Here is a 15,054-nt window from a genome sequence, read left to right on the forward strand (position 1 = left end):
CGGTTAAGCGGCCGCATGTCAGGATCGGACCGTGCCTGCTTTTCTGGACGCCGCCGAGAGTTCGGGGCGCCCTGCCGTGCCGCCTCCCAGGATGCTGCGGGTGGTGTTCCTCGCGGTGCTGAGCTCGGACGGGCGGCTTGCCCTGGTGACAGACGACCTGTCTGGAGCTGTTCCCCGATGGGTGCTCCCTTCAGGATCCGTCCGAGCCACAGAAACCTACCGTGAGGCGGCATTGCGCGTACTCCGCGATGCGGTCGGCGCGATGCCGGTGCGCGGGGGCACTGTTGAAGGATGCCGCTGGGCTCAGGTGCCTGTGGCCGTAGGCCGGACCCGTCGAGAGGCGCACGTGTTCATCTTTCGTCTCGCTGCGTCTGGTGATCCGCCAGAGCATCTGTCCTGGAGGGGAGCGACACGCTGGGCGGGGCCTGAGCAGTGGCAGGAGTTGTGTACACGGTGTGATCTGCCGGATGTGGATGTGCTGTTGGCGGGATACCTGGAGGGGTGGATCCCGGACGGGCGGATCACGTTGGGGCCTTGAGTCCCGGCACCTCGGCACCCGCTGTCACTCCCCCCTGGCGATCGTGGTGGCGGTCTCCTGCAGGGCCGTGGCAACCGCTGGCATGTCCTGTTCACGCAAACGTACGGCGGGTGCGTACACGGAGATCGCGGCGAGTGGTTCCCCGATACGGTTGCGGATGGCCACGCCTACGCCGTGCAGGTCGTGTGCACTTTCCTCGAGGTCTGCCGCCCATCCCCGGACTCTGACTTCCTCCAACTCCACCTCAAGCAGCGGCCACTCGGTGATGCTTCCTGCCGCCGTGGCAGGGAGTGCGGCCGGGAGTGTCGCGCGTACATCTGCCGGGTCGCGCAGCGCGAGCAGGGCCTTGCCCGCCGCTGTGACGTGGGCGGGGAACTCCTGTCCGAGCGGAACACTGACGCGCAGGACATGCCGGCACTCGACTCCGTCGAGCAGTCGGACGACGGCCGCATCCAGGGAGTAGAGGCACACCGTCTCCTGCAGCTTCTCGGAAAGCTCTTCCAGGGGTCTGCGGGCTTGTCGTCGGACGTCAAATTGGGCGATCGCGGCCAGTCCCATGCGTACGAGCTGTGGCCCCGCTGAGTATCCGTGCTGGCCAGGATCGTGACGCAGGAAACCCGTGCGTTGCAGGGTGACCAGGATGCGGTGTGCGGTGGAACGTGAGATACCGAGCTCCCGGGCGGTTTCGGTAACACCGATTTCCCCCCGGTCATACGCCAGGACTAGAACATCCAGGGCCTTCGTCGCCGAACCCAAGGCCTCTGTCGCCGACAGATGCTTGCCATCCACCATGAAGGAACCGTAACGCTCAAACGTTCCCGGAGACCGGGACCTTCGACAGAATCCACACGTCAGAATTCTGTGGTGGCACGTCTCACAGTTCCGGAGCGGCATCGCACGAACCCGACGAGCCAACTTTGCGCCAAGACGGTTCGAGTCCTGCGATAACCCCGACCGGACTTGCCGTGCTTGAGCGCACTGCTGACCGTTTGATAGCGCCTCACAGGAACTGCGTGCGTGCCACAGTGTGCCGTCCCTACACTGGCAGCGGCCTTCCTTAGGAGTTCGCTATGGCGGGATACCGGACCAGCGCACCTGCGTCAGACAAGGGTGTCTACATCGGCCAGGCCCGGCATGCCGTGAAGGAGCTGATCACTTCACTGCGCGGCGAGTTGGCCACGTTGGAAGCTGTGTACGCGATGATGTGCCAGGGCAGCGAAGCCGCCGATGTCCGCGAAGAGCCGCCGGACACTGGCGAGGGCGCGGAAACCGCCCAGCCTTCCCCGGGGGGTCCGTCTGAAGTTTCTGTCGCCGACGAGGATCCTTCGTCCGAAGATGCGCGCCCGGGCATTGGCACTCGGGCCCTGGGGCCACCGCGCAACGGAAGCATGCGCGATGCGATCCTCACACTCCTGTGCGCCGCTCAAGAGGCAATGTCCATCACCGATATCGCGGCGGCGGTGCGCCCAGGGGCGGACGCGGCGGTCCGCTCATCCGTAGGAAAAACCCTCAACCGTATGAAGCTACTTGGTGAGGTGGAAAACGTAGCACCGGGAATGTTCCGGGCTGTGCTGTCATCCCGGGCTGCTTGATCCATCCGAGAACGGCCCTCAACCCAACAAGCAGGCCTCCCTCGATTAACGATCGAGGGAGGCCGCCTAGACACGCGAACAGACCCTTCTCCTACCACGGTTCTGGTCCGTCGCGCACGCTCACTTTAGCGCTCCCACCGGTGGCGCTATAGGGCGTCTGCGCCATTCCGCGCTTGAGCGTGCACGACTGACCTCAAATAGGCAATTGGGGATCAGTCATGAGCACATTGGGTCGCATTCGATCCGGGCCAGAGCGCGAGGCCCAGGGCGCGCTCCAGTCGGCAGACCGTCAGGACATCGGGCCAGGTGGCGCCTGCCAGCAGATCACCGATGGTCTGTCTGCCGACGTCGCTCTGGGCGGCCAGCGCGCGCAGCGAGAGCTCCGGCCTCTCACGCAGGGCGGCGGCGAGGCGGCGGGCAATCGTCTGGACCACCGCCGCGGCGGGCTCCCCAGCGATCCGGGCATCCGGCCACTTCTCCGGATCGACGGCGTAGCTCCATGGCGGCGCCGTGCGCGCTCGGCCTCCGGTCATAAAGATGCGTTCCTTCAGATCGTGATCGACACTGACGCCAGTGGCCGGTTAACCGGCCACCTGTCATGGACCTTGCGCCTGGAGGTTTCTGTGTCGAATCGCCTGCTGGCCTACGCACCGAAGGCGGAGACGGTGCCGCCCGCCCAGTGGCGCCGCATCGCGCCGGTCGTCCGCTCGCTGGGATTCCTGGCCGTCGCAGCGGGACCCTACGGCCCAGACGTGATCATGACGCCGCTCACACGGCTGGTCGCCTGGGTCGAGGCCCAGGGCCTCCCGCTCGAACCCTCGGTGATCCTTGACCAGTGCACCGTCGAACGGTTCATCCTCGTCGGCTGCCGCGACATGGCCGCCAACAGCCGCCGAACCTGCAGCAGCCAGCTGCGCCGGGCCTCCGAAGCGCTCCTGCTGGACCAGCTCGGACAGCATGCGCCGATCCGGCTGAAGGCCACCGCGACCCCGGTAGCCCCCTACCCGCCGGCGGAAGTCGCCCACTGGCTGATCTGGGCGCAGAGCCTGCCCACGCCAGCCCAGCGGCGCAACGCCTGCCTGCTGTTCTGTCTCGGCGTCGGCTGCGGACTCGCCGTTGAGGATCTTGTGTACGTTCAGGGGCGGGATATCCTCGCGGGCCCCACCGGCCGGGCACTGGTCAAGGTGCACGGGCGCCGTCCGCGCACTGTCGTCTGCCGGTACGCCTACGAGGAACTGCTGCTGGCGGAAGCCGCCCACATCGCGGCAGACGCGTACGCCTTCCGGCCGGACTGGCAGGACCGCACCAGCAAGCACATCGCATCGGACTGGCTGGCCAAGTACCCGCGGATCATCGGCCGTTGTGACGGTGCAGTGCTGCAGACCCAGCGGCTGCGTACGACCTGGCTCGTCGATCTGCTGAATGCAGGTATTCCGCTGAAGGTGATCCTCAAAGCGTCGGGACTCGGGACCCTGCACAGCCTCTCGCGCTACCTCGTCTTCCTCCACGACGTGCCCGAAGCGGAGGCATCCGATCTGTTGCGGGGGGCGGCGGCATGAGCAGGAAGAATCCGGAGGACAAACCCTGCCGGCGTACTGGCCTCGCCCTACGCCCTGCACCACAGGCCCCCGGCCGTACCCTCAGCGACCGCGTTGTGAGCCAGGTCTTCGACCTCGTGCGCCACAGCGGAGCACTGGAACGTCTTCCCTCCAACGAGCACCGGCCAGGTCCGAAGGGCTTCCCGTTCCGGACAGTGCTGATCGGCCTGATCCTGTCGCAGTACATGGGCAAGAGCGCGAACATCGACGACGCGTGGGAGACACTCTTCTTCGCACTGTCTCCAGGGTCCAAAGCCCTCCTTGACGTCCCCGACGTCGACCTGCACATCCCCGAGGGCGCAACCCGAGAAGAGATCGACCGCGTCGCGCACCACCAGTACGCGACGTCGAAGCGCGTCTACCGGTCCTGGGCCTCGATGACCCGGCGCCTCGACCCGGCACCACACGACCGCCGCAAGCGGCTGTCGCTCAGCGAGGCCAAGAAGATCCGGCGGAAGTGGAATGCCCACGCCAACCAAGACACCGTGCGCAATCTGGAGGCCATGGCCCAGGATCTGATTCTCGCTCCGGTGATGGCTTCCTACCAGCGTGGCGACTTCGCTCGGTGGCCTGGCCACATCGCGGTCGACGACACTCCGGTTCCGGTCTGGGGCAAAGAGCCGGACTACCACCAGGACCGGGCCTCGCTTGAGATCACCGCCGGGATGTACGTGAAGGGAGGAACGCAGAAGAAGTCGGGGGCCAGCGGCAAAGCTGCGTCCTCCACGAACACTGGCACCCGGCGCGGCACGGCGAACAAGCCAGCGACTCGCAAGGCCAAGTCGGCACAGGAGAAGAAGGCCAAAGCGCCGGAGAAGAGGGAGTTCCGCTACGCGATGATGGCCGCGTTCCCGGGCCATGGCCATGGTGACCTCGCTGGCGCCTACCCGGCGGTCTGCCTCGGCATGATCCTTCACACCCCGGGCACCGAACCCGGCCCGGCCGCCCTGCGCGCCATCCAGCCGGCCTTCGAACGAGGCCTGGTCAAAGACCTGTTCTGCGCCGACCGGGGCATCACCCAGGCCAAGCCTCACAACCTGCATCTGCAGCTGCTCAAACTCGGCCTCAACGCGGTGAAGCACTACAACGACGACAAGGTCGACCTGCAGGGAGAGTTCCGAGGCATGCAGCTGGTCGGCGGCGAGTTCTACTGCCCGCTGATGCCCACCCCGCTCATCACTGCGGGCGCCACATACATCGACAGCCGCACGGACGAGGATCGCGCCCATGCACTCAACTTGATCCAGTCCCGGAAGGACTACCAGACCAAGGTCAAGGAGTACGGGCCCGCAGGGGACCAGCGTCGGCAGTGCCCCGCCCTCGGGTCGCACGCCACGGTCACCTGCTACCGCCGGCCCCAGCCACGCCCGTCCACCGTCGTCGACCTCGACGCCCCCACTGTCCGTGCTCCGGCAGCCCTGCCCACTATCCCCAGGCCCAAGCGGGACAGCCGCGTCTACCCCGACATCTGCAGGGGGAAGAGCATCACCGTCCCAGGCACCGTGTTGGCCAAGTGGCGGCAGAAATACGCCCTGTTCACCCCTCTGTGGCAGGAAGCCTGGTCCGGACTGCGCAGTCAGAACGAGGGTGGCAACGGCAACCTCAAGAAGTCCGCCCTCGACAGCATCGACAATCCCCAGCTCCGCCTGCCGCACGGACGGGTCGCACAAACCCTGCTCAATGCCGTCATCATCTTTGTGGCGAACCTCAGAGCCATCCGACGGTTCCTCCGCGACCAGGGCATCCTGCCCCGCAAAGCCAGCTCGCAGAGCGCCGCAACCCCACTCGGCGAGCCCTCCGATCCACCCCCAGCGCGACGGCTTCCGACCGAGCAGGTCGAGCCTCCGCCACGCGAGTGACACACCTCCGCCGCGCTCCGCCCCCTGAAAACCCTGCATGCCTGCGCCACGGCTATCAGCCGTCGCGCAGGCATGTCCTGTTTCCGCAGGTGAGAGGCGCAGTACCTGGACCGCCACCGCCCCACCCCCTCACCGGGCCGATCACGAGGCTCGAAGGCCCCAGGAACGACGAAATACCGGCGAGTAACATGACTCGGCCGGTAATTCGTGAACGCTTCAGGACGATCTCGTGAACGTCCCATAGCGAGTGTCCGAGGGGGGACTTGAACCCCCACGCCCGATAAAGGGCACTAGCACCTCAAGCTAGCGCGTCTGCCATTCCGCCACCCGGACTAGGTGTCTGCCGCCTGGCCGGAGGTCTTCCCCGCGGCGACAGGGACAACAATACCAAGGTTTCGGAGTGGCATTCACCTGCATATTCCTGGCCCGGGGGCGTTCGAGCGCCCTCTCACCTTCGGTGAGCGAGCCCCTACACCACCGCGTGAAAGGCCTGGTCAGCAGGGGTACAGCCGGGCGGTGCCCACATCGCGTGCGCACCGCCCGGCCGGGCGTCATGGCATCAGCTGGTACTCCGGGAAGTTGCCCGGCAGCCGCTCCCCCTCCGGGCCCTGGGTCACCGCGCGGACCAGCAGGTCGCCGCCCACGAACGCGCCGCGCCAGGATGCGCCGAAGCCGCCGAACAGTTCGTCGCGGTCGCCGCGGGAGCGCGGCTTGCCGTGGCCGACCTTGAAGGCGCGGATCTGCGGGGCCAGGCGGTCGTACGTCGTCCTGTCGTCCGTGGACAGCGTGGCGACCAGCGCGCCGTTGGACGCGTTCATCGCCGCCAGCAGCTCCGCCTCCGTGTCGACCAGGACGATCGTGTCGACCGGGCCGAACGGTTCCGCGTGGTGGAGCGGAGAGGACGGGGGCGGGTTCAGGAGCGTCACCGGGTGGACGTACGCCGATGTGTCCTGGCCGGGCAGGAAGCGCGCGTCTTCCGCGTTGCCGCGGTGCAGCGGGATCGCGCCGCGGTCGATCGCCTCGGTGACCTGGTCGGTCAGCTCCTTCGCCTTGGCCGCGTTGATCAGCGGGCCGAAGTCCAGGGCCGGGTAGGGGTCGTCCTGCTTCTCCACCGCCAGCGGGTGGCCCACCTTGAGGGTGCGGACCGCCGGCAGGTACGCCGCCAGGAACTCGTCGAACAGCTCGCGCTGGACGACGTAGCGCGGATATGCGGTGCAGCGCTGCTTGCCGTAGTCGAAGAGCTTCGGGATGACCGCCGTCAGCGACTCCCAGTCCGTGTAGTTCCAGATGCCCCAGGTGTTCAGGCCCTCTTGTTCGAGGATGTGCCGCTTGCCGAGGTCGGCGACGGCCGTGGCCACCGCGGCGCCCGTGTCGCGGCCGCCGACGAACGAGACGCAGCCGATCTCGGGCGCCCGTACGAGTGACTCCGACAGCTCGCCGCCGCTGCCGCTGACGAGGGTGACCGGTATGCCCTCGCGTGCGGCGAGCGCGCAGGCCAGGGTGAGGCAGGCGAGACCGCCGTCGGTCGGGGTCTTGGCGATGACCGCGTTGCCTGCCAGGGCCTGGACCAGCATGGCGTGGACCAGGACGCTCATGGGGTAGTTCCAGCTCGCGATGTTCGAGACCGGGCCGTCCAGCGGGACCCGGTCACCGATCATCGGTTCGATTCCGTCGACGTACCAGCGCACGCCGTCGATCGCCCGGTCCACGTCGGCCTGGGCGAGCCGCCAGGGCTTGCCGATCTCCCAGACGAGGAGCAGGGCGAGCAGTTCGCGGTGCTCGGTGAGCGCGTCCAGGGTCGCGGCGACGCGGGCCCGGCGTTCGGGCAGGGGCACGTGGCGCCAGGCGCGGTGCTGGTCGAGCGAGGCCTGCACGGCGCGCCGGGCGGCCGCCCGGTCCAGGCGCGGTGGGCCCGCGATGGGGCTGCCGTCCACCGGGCTGGTGGCGGGCAGTGCCCGGCCGTCCAGCTGCCAGGACGAGTTCCAGAGGTTGAGGACACGGTCGTCCCGGAAGGCCTCGGGAGCGACGGTCAGGCAGCGCTGCCAGGCGTCGGTCCAGGACGTTCCGGACTTGAGGGTGAGGGTGGGTGCCATCGGATAGCTCCGCTCTCGGTGCACAGTCGGGGGCGGGGGGTGCATGGCCCGTCCACGTACGTGATCGTGTGATCGCGTTGGCCGTACGCGGACGTCGTACAGGGACGCTAGCGAGGCGCCGAAGCACCTGTAAGTGACCTCACGTCAACTATGAGTGACGTCACGCCTCGCTTCCAGCTGAGCGAGCACCAGGCGCGCCGTCTCGGTCGGCGTTCCGCCCACCGTTACCCCTACCCCCTCCAGCGCCGCTTTCTTCGCCTGTGCGGTGCCGGAGGAGCCGGAGACGATGGCGCCGGCGTGGCCCATGGTCTTCCCTTCGGGTGCGGTGAAGCCCGCGATATAGCCGACGACGGGCTTGGTGACGTGCTCGCGGATGTAGTCGGCCGCCCGTTCCTCCGCGTCGCCGCCGATCTCGCCGATCATCACGATCAGTTCGGTGTCGGGGTCGGCCTCGAAGGCGGCCAGGCAGTCGATGTGGGTGGTGCCGACGACGGGGTCGCCGCCGATGCCGACACAGGTGGAGAAGCCGATGTCCCGCAGCTCGTACATGAGCTGGTACGTGAGCGTGCCGGACTTCGACACCAGGCCGATGTGGCCCGGCTTGGTGATGTCGGAGGGGATGATGCCGGCGTTCGACTGGCCGGGGGTGATCAGGCCCGGGCAGTTCGGGCCGATGATCCGGGTGCCCTTCGCCTTGGCGTACGAGATGAAGGCGACCGAGTCGTGGACCGGGATGCCCTCCGTGATGACGACGGCGAGGCCGATGCCCGCCTCGGCGGCTTCCATCACCGCGGCCTTGGCGAAGGCGGGTGGCACGAAGACGACGGTGACGTCGGCGCCGGTCGCCTCCTTGCCCTCGCGCACCGAGCCGAAGACGGGGACCGTACGGTCGTCGAAGTCGACGGTGCGGCCTGCCTTGCGCGGGTTGACGCCGCCGACGACGTCCGTACCGGCCGCGAGCATGCGGCGGGTGTGCTTCATGCCCTCGCCACCGGTCATGCCCTGGACGAGGACCTTGCTCTCCTTGGTGAGGTGGATGGCCATGGCGTGCTCCTTCAGACGGCGCCTGCGAGTTGGGCGGCCCGGCGCGCGGCGCCGTCCATGGTGGTGGCCTGCTCGATCAGGGGATGCGCGCGGCCGTCGAGGATCGCGCGTCCCCGCGCCGCGTTGTTGCCGTCCAGGCGGACGACCAGCGGCTTGGTGAGCCGGACGGAGTCCAGCGCCTGCACGATGCCGTCGGCGACCGCGTCGCAGGCGGTGATGCCGCCGAAGACATTGACGAAGACCGACTTGACGGCCGGGTCGGAGAGGATGACCGACAGGCCGTCGGCCATGACGCGGGCGGAGGCCCCACCGCCGATGTCGAGGAAGTTGGCGGGTCGGGCGCCGCAGCCCGCGACCACGTCGAGCGTCGACATGACGAGGCCTGCGCCGTTGCCGATGATGCCGACCTCGCCGTCCAGCTTGACGTAGTTGAGGCCCTTGGCGGCGGCCCGTGCCTCGAGCGGGTCGTCGTGCTCCGCGTCCTCGGCGCCCCAGCGGGTCTGCCGGAAACGGGCGTTGTCGTCGAGGGTGACCTTGCCGTCCAGGGCGAGGATGTGGCCCTGCCGCGTCTGCACGAGCGGGTTGACCTCGACGAGTACGGCGTCCTCGCGGACGAGCACCTGCCACAGCCGTACGAGCACGTCGACGGTCCGGGCCGGCAGGCCGGCCGCCGCCGCGATCTCGCCCGCCTTCGAGGAGGTGACGCCCTCGGCCGGGTCGATGTGTACGCGCGCCACCGCTTCCGGACGGCTCGCGGCGACCTCCTCGATCTCCATGCCTCCCTCGGCCGAGGCAATGGCGAGGAAGCGGCCCGCGGCGCGGTCGAGCACATAACTCACGTAGAACTCGCGCTCGATGGCGACGGGTTCGGCGAGCATCACCTTGCCGACCGTGTGCCCTTTGATGTCCATGCCCAGGATCTGGCGCGCCGTCAGTTCGGCGGCCGCCGGGTCGGCGGCAAGCTTGACGCCGCCCGCCTTGCCGCGGCCGCCCGTCTTCACCTGTGCCTTGACGACGACCTGGCCGCCGAGCCTGCGGGCGATGTCACGGGCCTCCTTGGGCGAGTCGGTGACCTCGGCCCTCGGCACCACGATGCCGTGTTCCTCGAACAGCTCTCTTGCCTGATGTTCGTACAGGTCCATCTCGGCTCCTGTCTGCGATGTCGCCGAGAGGCCGGCCTCCGACGACTGAAAAGTGCCGCACGCCCCCTGGACACCACTCACTGGATGCGGGATAAACAAGCTTCATACAGTATTCGTCGACTGTATGCAATGTACCCGAGGGCGTCCCGACCTCCTGGGAAGCCCTCATTGCTTGACGTCCGGGCACACCCGGACGCGCACGGCCCCGCAAGGGCGAACCAGACCACGTACGAGTGAGGAGCGCTGTCATGACCAAAGCCCTCGACGGCATCCGCGTCCTGGACATGACCCATGTGCAGTCCGGTCCTTCCGCAACCCAGCTGCTCGCCTGGCTCGGTGCCGATGTCGTCAAACTGGAGGCGCCGACCGGGGACATCACGCGTGGGCAGCTGCGCGACCTCCCGGACGTCGACTCCCTTTACTTCACGATGCTCAACTGCAACAAGCGGAGCATCACGCTCAACACCAAGACCGAACGCGGCAAGGAGCTCCTCACCGAGCTGATCCGCCGCTCCGACGTCATGGTCGAGAACTTCGGACCGGGCGCCATCGACCGCATGGGCTTCACCTGGGACCGCATCCAGGAGATCAATCCGCGTATCGTCTATGCCTCCATCAAGGGGTTCGGCGACGGCCCGTACACCAACTTCAAGGCGTACGAGGTCGTCGCGCAGGCCATGGGCGGGTCGATGTCGACCACCGGCTTCGAGGACGGGCCACCACTCGCGACCGGGGCCCAGATCGGGGACTCGGGCACGGGAGTGCACGCCGTGGCGGGGATTCTCGCGGCGCTGTTCCAGCGGGAGAACACCGGGCGCGGGCAGCGGGTCAACGTGGCCATGCAGCACGCCGTACTCAACCTGTGCCGGGTGAAGCTGCGCGATCAGCAACGCCTGGCACACGGGCGGCTCGCCGAATACCCCAACGAGGACTTCGGCGACGAAGTCCCCCGCTCGGGCAACGCGTCCGGCGGCGGCCAGCCCGGCTGGGCGGTCAAGTGCGCACCGGGCGGCCCGAACGACTACGTGTACGTCATCGTCCAGCCCGTCGGCTGGAAGCCGATCACCCAGCTCATCGGCCGGCCCGAACTCGCGGACGACCCCGAGTGGGCGACGCCCCGGTCCAGGCTGCCGAAGCTCGCCAAGATGTTCCAGATGATCGAGGAGTGGTCCTCCACGCTTCCCAAGTGGGAGGTCCTCGAGCGACTCAACGCCCACAACATCCCGTGCGGGCCGATCCTGTCCACCAAGGAGATCATCGAGGACGAGTCACTGGCCGCCAACGAGATGGTGGTGCGCGTACCGCACCCGGAGCGCGGCGAGTTCGTGACCGTCGGCAGCCCGCTCAAGCTCTCCGACTCCCCGGTCGAGGTGACCGGCTCGCCGCTGCTCGGCGAGCACAACGAGGAGATCTACATCGGCGAACTCGGCCTCGGGGACGAGGAGTTGCGCCTGCTCAAGTCGAACGGAGTGATCTGACGTGATGGCCGAAGACCGGGAGCTGACGGTCAGGTCCGTCCTTGACGCGGTGCGGGCCGAGGGGCGGACCGCGCTCACCGCGCCCGAGGGCAAGGTGATCGCCGACGCGTACGGGATCGCCGTACCGGGCGAGGAGTTGGCGACGGACGTCGAAGAGGCGGTGGCGTACGCCGCACGATTCGGCGGACCCGTCGTGATGAAGATCGTCTCCCCCGACATCCTGCACAAGACCGACGCCGGCGGTGTGATCGTCGGCGTGGAGGGCGCCGAGGACGTGCGTGCCGCGTTCCACACGATCATCGAGAACGCGCGCAATCACAAAGCCGACGCCCGTATCGAGGGCGTGCAGGTACAGGAGTTGCTGCCGCAGGGCCAGGAAGTCATCGTCGGCGCGGTGACCGACCCCACCTTCGGCAAGGTCGTGGCCTTCGGTCTCGGCGGCGTGCTCGTCGAGGTCCTCAAGGACGTCACGTTCCGGCTCGCGCCCGTGGACGCCGACGAGGCGCTGTCCATGCTGGACTCCATCCGCTCGGCGGAGATCCTGCGCGGAGTGCGCGGCCGGGCGGGAGTGGACCGGTGGGCGGTGGCCGAGCAGATCCGCCGGGTCTCCCAACTCGTCGCCGACTTCTCGGAGATCGCCGAGGTGGACCTCAACCCGGTGATTGCCACCCCTGAGGGCGCGGTCGCGGCCGACATCCGCGTCATCCTCTCCGACACCCCCGCCAAGGAGCGCAGGCGCTACACGCGCGACGAGATCCTCACGTCCATGCGCCGGTTGATGCAGCCGTCGTCGGTAGCAGTGATCGGCGCCTCCAACGAGCAGGGCAAGATCGGCAATTCGGTGATGCGCAACCTCGTCGACGGCGGCTTCCCCGGAGAGATCCATCCGGTGAATCCCAAGGCCGATGACATTCTGGGCCGCAAGGCGTACAAGAGTGTCACGGACGTTCCCGGTGAGGTGGATGTGGCGGTCTTCGCTATTCCCGCCCAGTTCGTGGCCGCGGCGCTGGAGGAGGTCGGACGCAAGAAGATCCCCAACGCCGTCCTCATCCCCTCCGGGTTCGCCGAGACCGGCGAGCACGAACTGCAGGAGCAGGTCGTGGCGATCGGCGAGCGGTGCGGCATCCGGCTGCTCGGGCCGAACATCTACGGCTACTACTCCACCTGGCAGGACCTGTGCGCCACGTTCTGCACGCCGTACGACGTCAAGGGCGGCGTCGCACTGACCTCGCAGTCCGGCGGGATCGGGATGGCCATCCTGGGCTTCGCTCGGACGACGAAGACGGGCGTGTCCGCGATCGTCGGGCTCGGCAACAAGTCGGACCTCGACGAGGACGACCTGCTGACGTGGTTCGGCGAGGACCCGCACACCGAGTGCATCGCCATGCACCTGGAGGACCTCAAGGACGGGCGTGCCTTCGTGGAGGCGGCACGCGCGACCGTGCCGAAGAAGCCGGTCGTGGTGCTGAAGGCGGGGCGTACGGCCGCGGGCGCGAAGGCCGCAGGTTCGCACACCGGGGCGCTCGCGGGCGACGACGCCGTGTACGACGACATCCTGCGCCAGGCCGGTGTCATCAGGGCGCCCGGGCTGAACGACATGCTGGAGTACGCGCGCGCCTTGCCGGTGCTGCCCACCCCCAAGGGCGGCAACGTCGTGATCATCACGGGCGCCGGCGGCAGCGGCGTCCTGCTGTCCGACGCGGTCAGCGACAACGGCCTGTCCCTGATGGAGATCCCACCCGACCTGGACGCGTCCTTCAGGAAGTTCATCCCGCCCTTCGGGGCCGCGGGCAACCCGGTGGACATCACCGGCGGTGAGCCGCCGTCGACGTACGAGGCCACGATCCGGCTGGGTCTTGAGGACCCGCGGATCCACGCGCTCGTCCTCGGCTACTGGCACACCATCGTGACTCCTCCCATGGTGTTCGCCGAGCTGACCGCGCGCGTGGTGGCCGAGTACCGCGAACGCGGCGTCGAGAAGCCGGTGGTGGCGTCGCTCGCCGGTGATGTCGAGGTCGAGGAAGCCAGCCAGTACCTCTACGAGCGAGGGGTCGTGGCGTACCCCTACACCACCGAGAAGCCGGTGGCCGTGCTCGGTGCGAAGTACCGGTGGGCACGGGCCGCCGGACGGCTGGGGGCCGAAGGCCCTTCCGTCAGGGCGGTGGCGGGAGACGGCGGGATGTTGGGGGGCGGGTCATGACCTGAGCGGAAGCGGGCCCGGCCGACGGTGCGCGTCGGCCGCGCCCGGGACCCGTGCGCGCACGAAAGGCATTGGACAGGGGGCGCTGGCCAGATCTTTCGACGCTAGGGGTACTGAGCAATGGCAACCACCGACTATTCGACCTCCGTCCCGTTCAGGGAGGTGACGGACCGGAACGGCCGCGTGTACCGGGTCGGCGAATCAGACGTCGACATCATGGGCCGACCACGGAAATGGATGGTCATCCTGCCCTGGGTGGGCATGATGGGCATCAGCTCCGCCGAGTATGCGTTCACGTCGGCGGAGGACACGCTTCACGAGGCTCACCTGTGGAGCAGTGGCCACATCTTCTGGCTCATGGGCGTCTGGGTGTTCTTCCAGGCGGCCGTGGCCTTCCCCGCCGGTCAGTTGCGGGAGAGCGGGAGACTGCCCGCCCGTACGGCCATGATGATCGGCGCGCTCGGCACCCTGCTGGGCTATCTGTCACTGGCCTACGCGCCGAACGTGCTCGTCGCCTACCTCGGCTTCGGCATGTGCAGCGGTATAGGCGCCGGCCTCGTCTACGCGACCTGCGTGAACATGGTCGGCAAGTGGTACCCGGAGCGAAAGGGCGGCAAGACCGGCTTCGTCAACGGCGGTTTCGCCTACGGGTCCGTGCCCTTCGTCTTCCTCTTCACCTCCGTGCTGGACCTGAGCAACTACAAGGCCGTACTGACCGCGGTCGGCATCGGGCTGTGCCTGGTGGTGGCCACGGCGGGCGTCTTCTTCAGAGACCCCCCGAGGAACTGGTGGCCCGCGCACGTCGACCCGCTGACGGCCGCCGACGACCCGAAGATCCGCCGGGCGCTGCAGAAGAACCCTCCGGCGGTCAAGCAGTACACCCCCAGGGAGGCCGCGCGCACGCCCGTGCTGTGGATGATGTGGTTCTGTCTGCTGTGCACGGCCGGCATCAACATCTTCGGGATCGCCATGCAGGTCCCGTTCGGCAAGGACATGGGCTTCGCGGGCGGCATCGTCGCCACGGCGATGTCCCTGAAGGCGATCGTCAACGGCACCGGACGCGGCGTCATCGGCTGGATCTCCGACCGCTACGGCCGCCGGAACACACTGATCATCGTCTGCATCGTGCTCGGCACGGCGCAGTTCGGCGTGCTGGTCTCCGGCCAGATGGGCAGCATGCCGTTCTTCCTGTTCTGCTCCATGGTCTCGGGCTTCGGCGGCGGCGCGATCTTCCCGCTGTTCGCAGCCATGACCGCGGACTACTTCGGTGAGAACCACAACGCCTCCAACTACGGAATCGTCTACAGCTCGAAGCTGATCTCCGGGCTCGTCGGCTCCGGCCTGGGCGCGGTCGTCGTCGGTGAGTGGGACTACGACGGCGCGTTCGTCCTGGCGGGATCCATCGGACTGGCCTCCGCAGTGCTGGCGCTCTTCCTCAAGGCTCCGGGCAGGCCCAAGGCCCGGCGCATCCTCCCCAACCCGCAGCCGCTCGGCGAGGAGATGGCCTGAC

At 68.0% G+C, this 15,054-nt stretch carries 12 protein-coding genes and 1 tRNA gene; 7 read left to right on the plus strand and 6 right to left on the minus strand.

Annotation, left to right across the window (positions count from 1 at the left end):
- Positions 1-91 precede the first annotated feature (91 nt).
- Positions 92-538, plus strand: coding sequence for an NUDIX hydrolase (locus tag ACQEXA_RS13615; protein WP_433134551.1), 447 nt, complete (start codon positions 92-94; stop codon positions 536-538).
- 24 nt (positions 539-562) lie between these two features.
- Here ACQEXA_RS13615 and ACQEXA_RS13620 read toward each other — a convergent pair whose 3' ends face one another.
- Complete coding sequence (locus tag ACQEXA_RS13620; protein ID WP_433130027.1) at positions 563-1,330, minus strand: IclR family transcriptional regulator; 768 nt, start codon at positions 1,328-1,330, stop codon at positions 563-565.
- 278 nt (positions 1,331-1,608) lie between these two features.
- Between ACQEXA_RS13620 and ACQEXA_RS13625 the strand changes: the two genes are divergently transcribed.
- Complete coding sequence (locus ACQEXA_RS13625; protein ID WP_433130029.1) at positions 1,609-2,130, plus strand: hypothetical protein; 522 nt, start codon at positions 1,609-1,611, stop codon at positions 2,128-2,130.
- A gap of 212 nt (positions 2,131-2,342) precedes the next feature.
- On the opposite strand, the gene ACQEXA_RS13630 is transcribed toward ACQEXA_RS13625, so the two are convergent.
- Entirely contained in the window at positions 2,343-2,663 is a 321-nt protein-coding gene (locus ACQEXA_RS13630; RefSeq protein ID WP_433130031.1) for a helix-turn-helix domain-containing protein, read from the minus strand.
- Positions 2,664-2,753: 90 nt separating this feature from the next.
- On the opposite strand from ACQEXA_RS13630, the gene ACQEXA_RS13635 reads away from it, so the two are divergent.
- Both ACQEXA_RS13635 and ACQEXA_RS13640 read left to right on the plus strand, forming a co-directional pair.
- The gene (locus tag ACQEXA_RS13635; protein WP_433130033.1) at positions 2,754-3,689 is read left to right on the plus strand and encodes a hypothetical protein; all 936 of its coding nucleotides are present in this window, start codon (positions 2,754-2,756) and stop codon (positions 3,687-3,689) included.
- Between the two features lie 95 nt (positions 3,690-3,784).
- Complete coding sequence (locus ACQEXA_RS13640) at positions 3,785-5,587, plus strand: hypothetical protein (RefSeq protein ID WP_433130035.1); 1,803 nt, start codon at positions 3,785-3,787, stop codon at positions 5,585-5,587.
- A gap of 248 nt (positions 5,588-5,835) precedes the next feature.
- On the opposite strand, the gene ACQEXA_RS13645 is transcribed toward ACQEXA_RS13640, so the two are convergent.
- The 4 genes from ACQEXA_RS13645 to sucC form a co-directional block, all read right to left on the minus strand.
- Positions 5,836-5,920, minus strand: a tRNA-Leu gene (locus ACQEXA_RS13645).
- Between the two features lie 218 nt (positions 5,921-6,138).
- Positions 6,139-7,680, minus strand: coding sequence for an aldehyde dehydrogenase family protein (locus ACQEXA_RS13650; protein ID WP_432934708.1), 1,542 nt, complete (start codon positions 7,678-7,680; stop codon positions 6,139-6,141).
- 144 nt (positions 7,681-7,824) lie between these two features.
- On the minus strand, positions 7,825-8,724 hold the full coding sequence (gene sucD / locus ACQEXA_RS13655) for a succinate--CoA ligase subunit alpha (protein WP_433130037.1): 900 nt from the start codon (positions 8,722-8,724) through the stop codon (positions 7,825-7,827).
- An 11-nt stretch (positions 8,725-8,735) separates the two neighbouring features.
- The gene (gene sucC, locus ACQEXA_RS13660) at positions 8,736-9,866 is read right to left on the minus strand and encodes an ADP-forming succinate--CoA ligase subunit beta (protein WP_433130039.1); all 1,131 of its coding nucleotides are present in this window, start codon (positions 9,864-9,866) and stop codon (positions 8,736-8,738) included.
- A gap of 248 nt (positions 9,867-10,114) precedes the next feature.
- Here sucC and frc point away from each other — a divergent pair, with 248 nt between their 5' ends.
- From frc to ACQEXA_RS13675, 3 genes are all read left to right on the plus strand, one after another.
- Positions 10,115-11,344 carry a formyl-CoA transferase gene (frc, locus tag ACQEXA_RS13665; RefSeq protein WP_359402364.1) on the plus strand — a complete coding sequence of 410 codons (1,230 nt, stop codon included), beginning with the start codon at positions 10,115-10,117 and terminating at the stop codon, positions 11,342-11,344.
- 4 nt (positions 11,345-11,348) lie between these two features.
- Complete coding sequence (locus tag ACQEXA_RS13670; RefSeq protein WP_433130041.1) at positions 11,349-13,544, plus strand: acetate--CoA ligase family protein; 2,196 nt, start codon at positions 11,349-11,351, stop codon at positions 13,542-13,544.
- 120 nt (positions 13,545-13,664) lie between these two features.
- Positions 13,665-15,053 (plus strand): OFA family MFS transporter, encoded by a 1,389-nt coding sequence (locus ACQEXA_RS13675; RefSeq protein ID WP_432934698.1) that lies wholly within the window; start codon positions 13,665-13,667, stop codon positions 15,051-15,053.
- The last annotated feature ends 1 nt before the right edge of the window (position 15,054 follow it).

The organism is Streptomyces sp. CA-106110 (assembly GCF_050936285.1).
GTDB lineage: Bacteria > Actinomycetota > Actinomycetes > Streptomycetales > Streptomycetaceae > Streptomyces.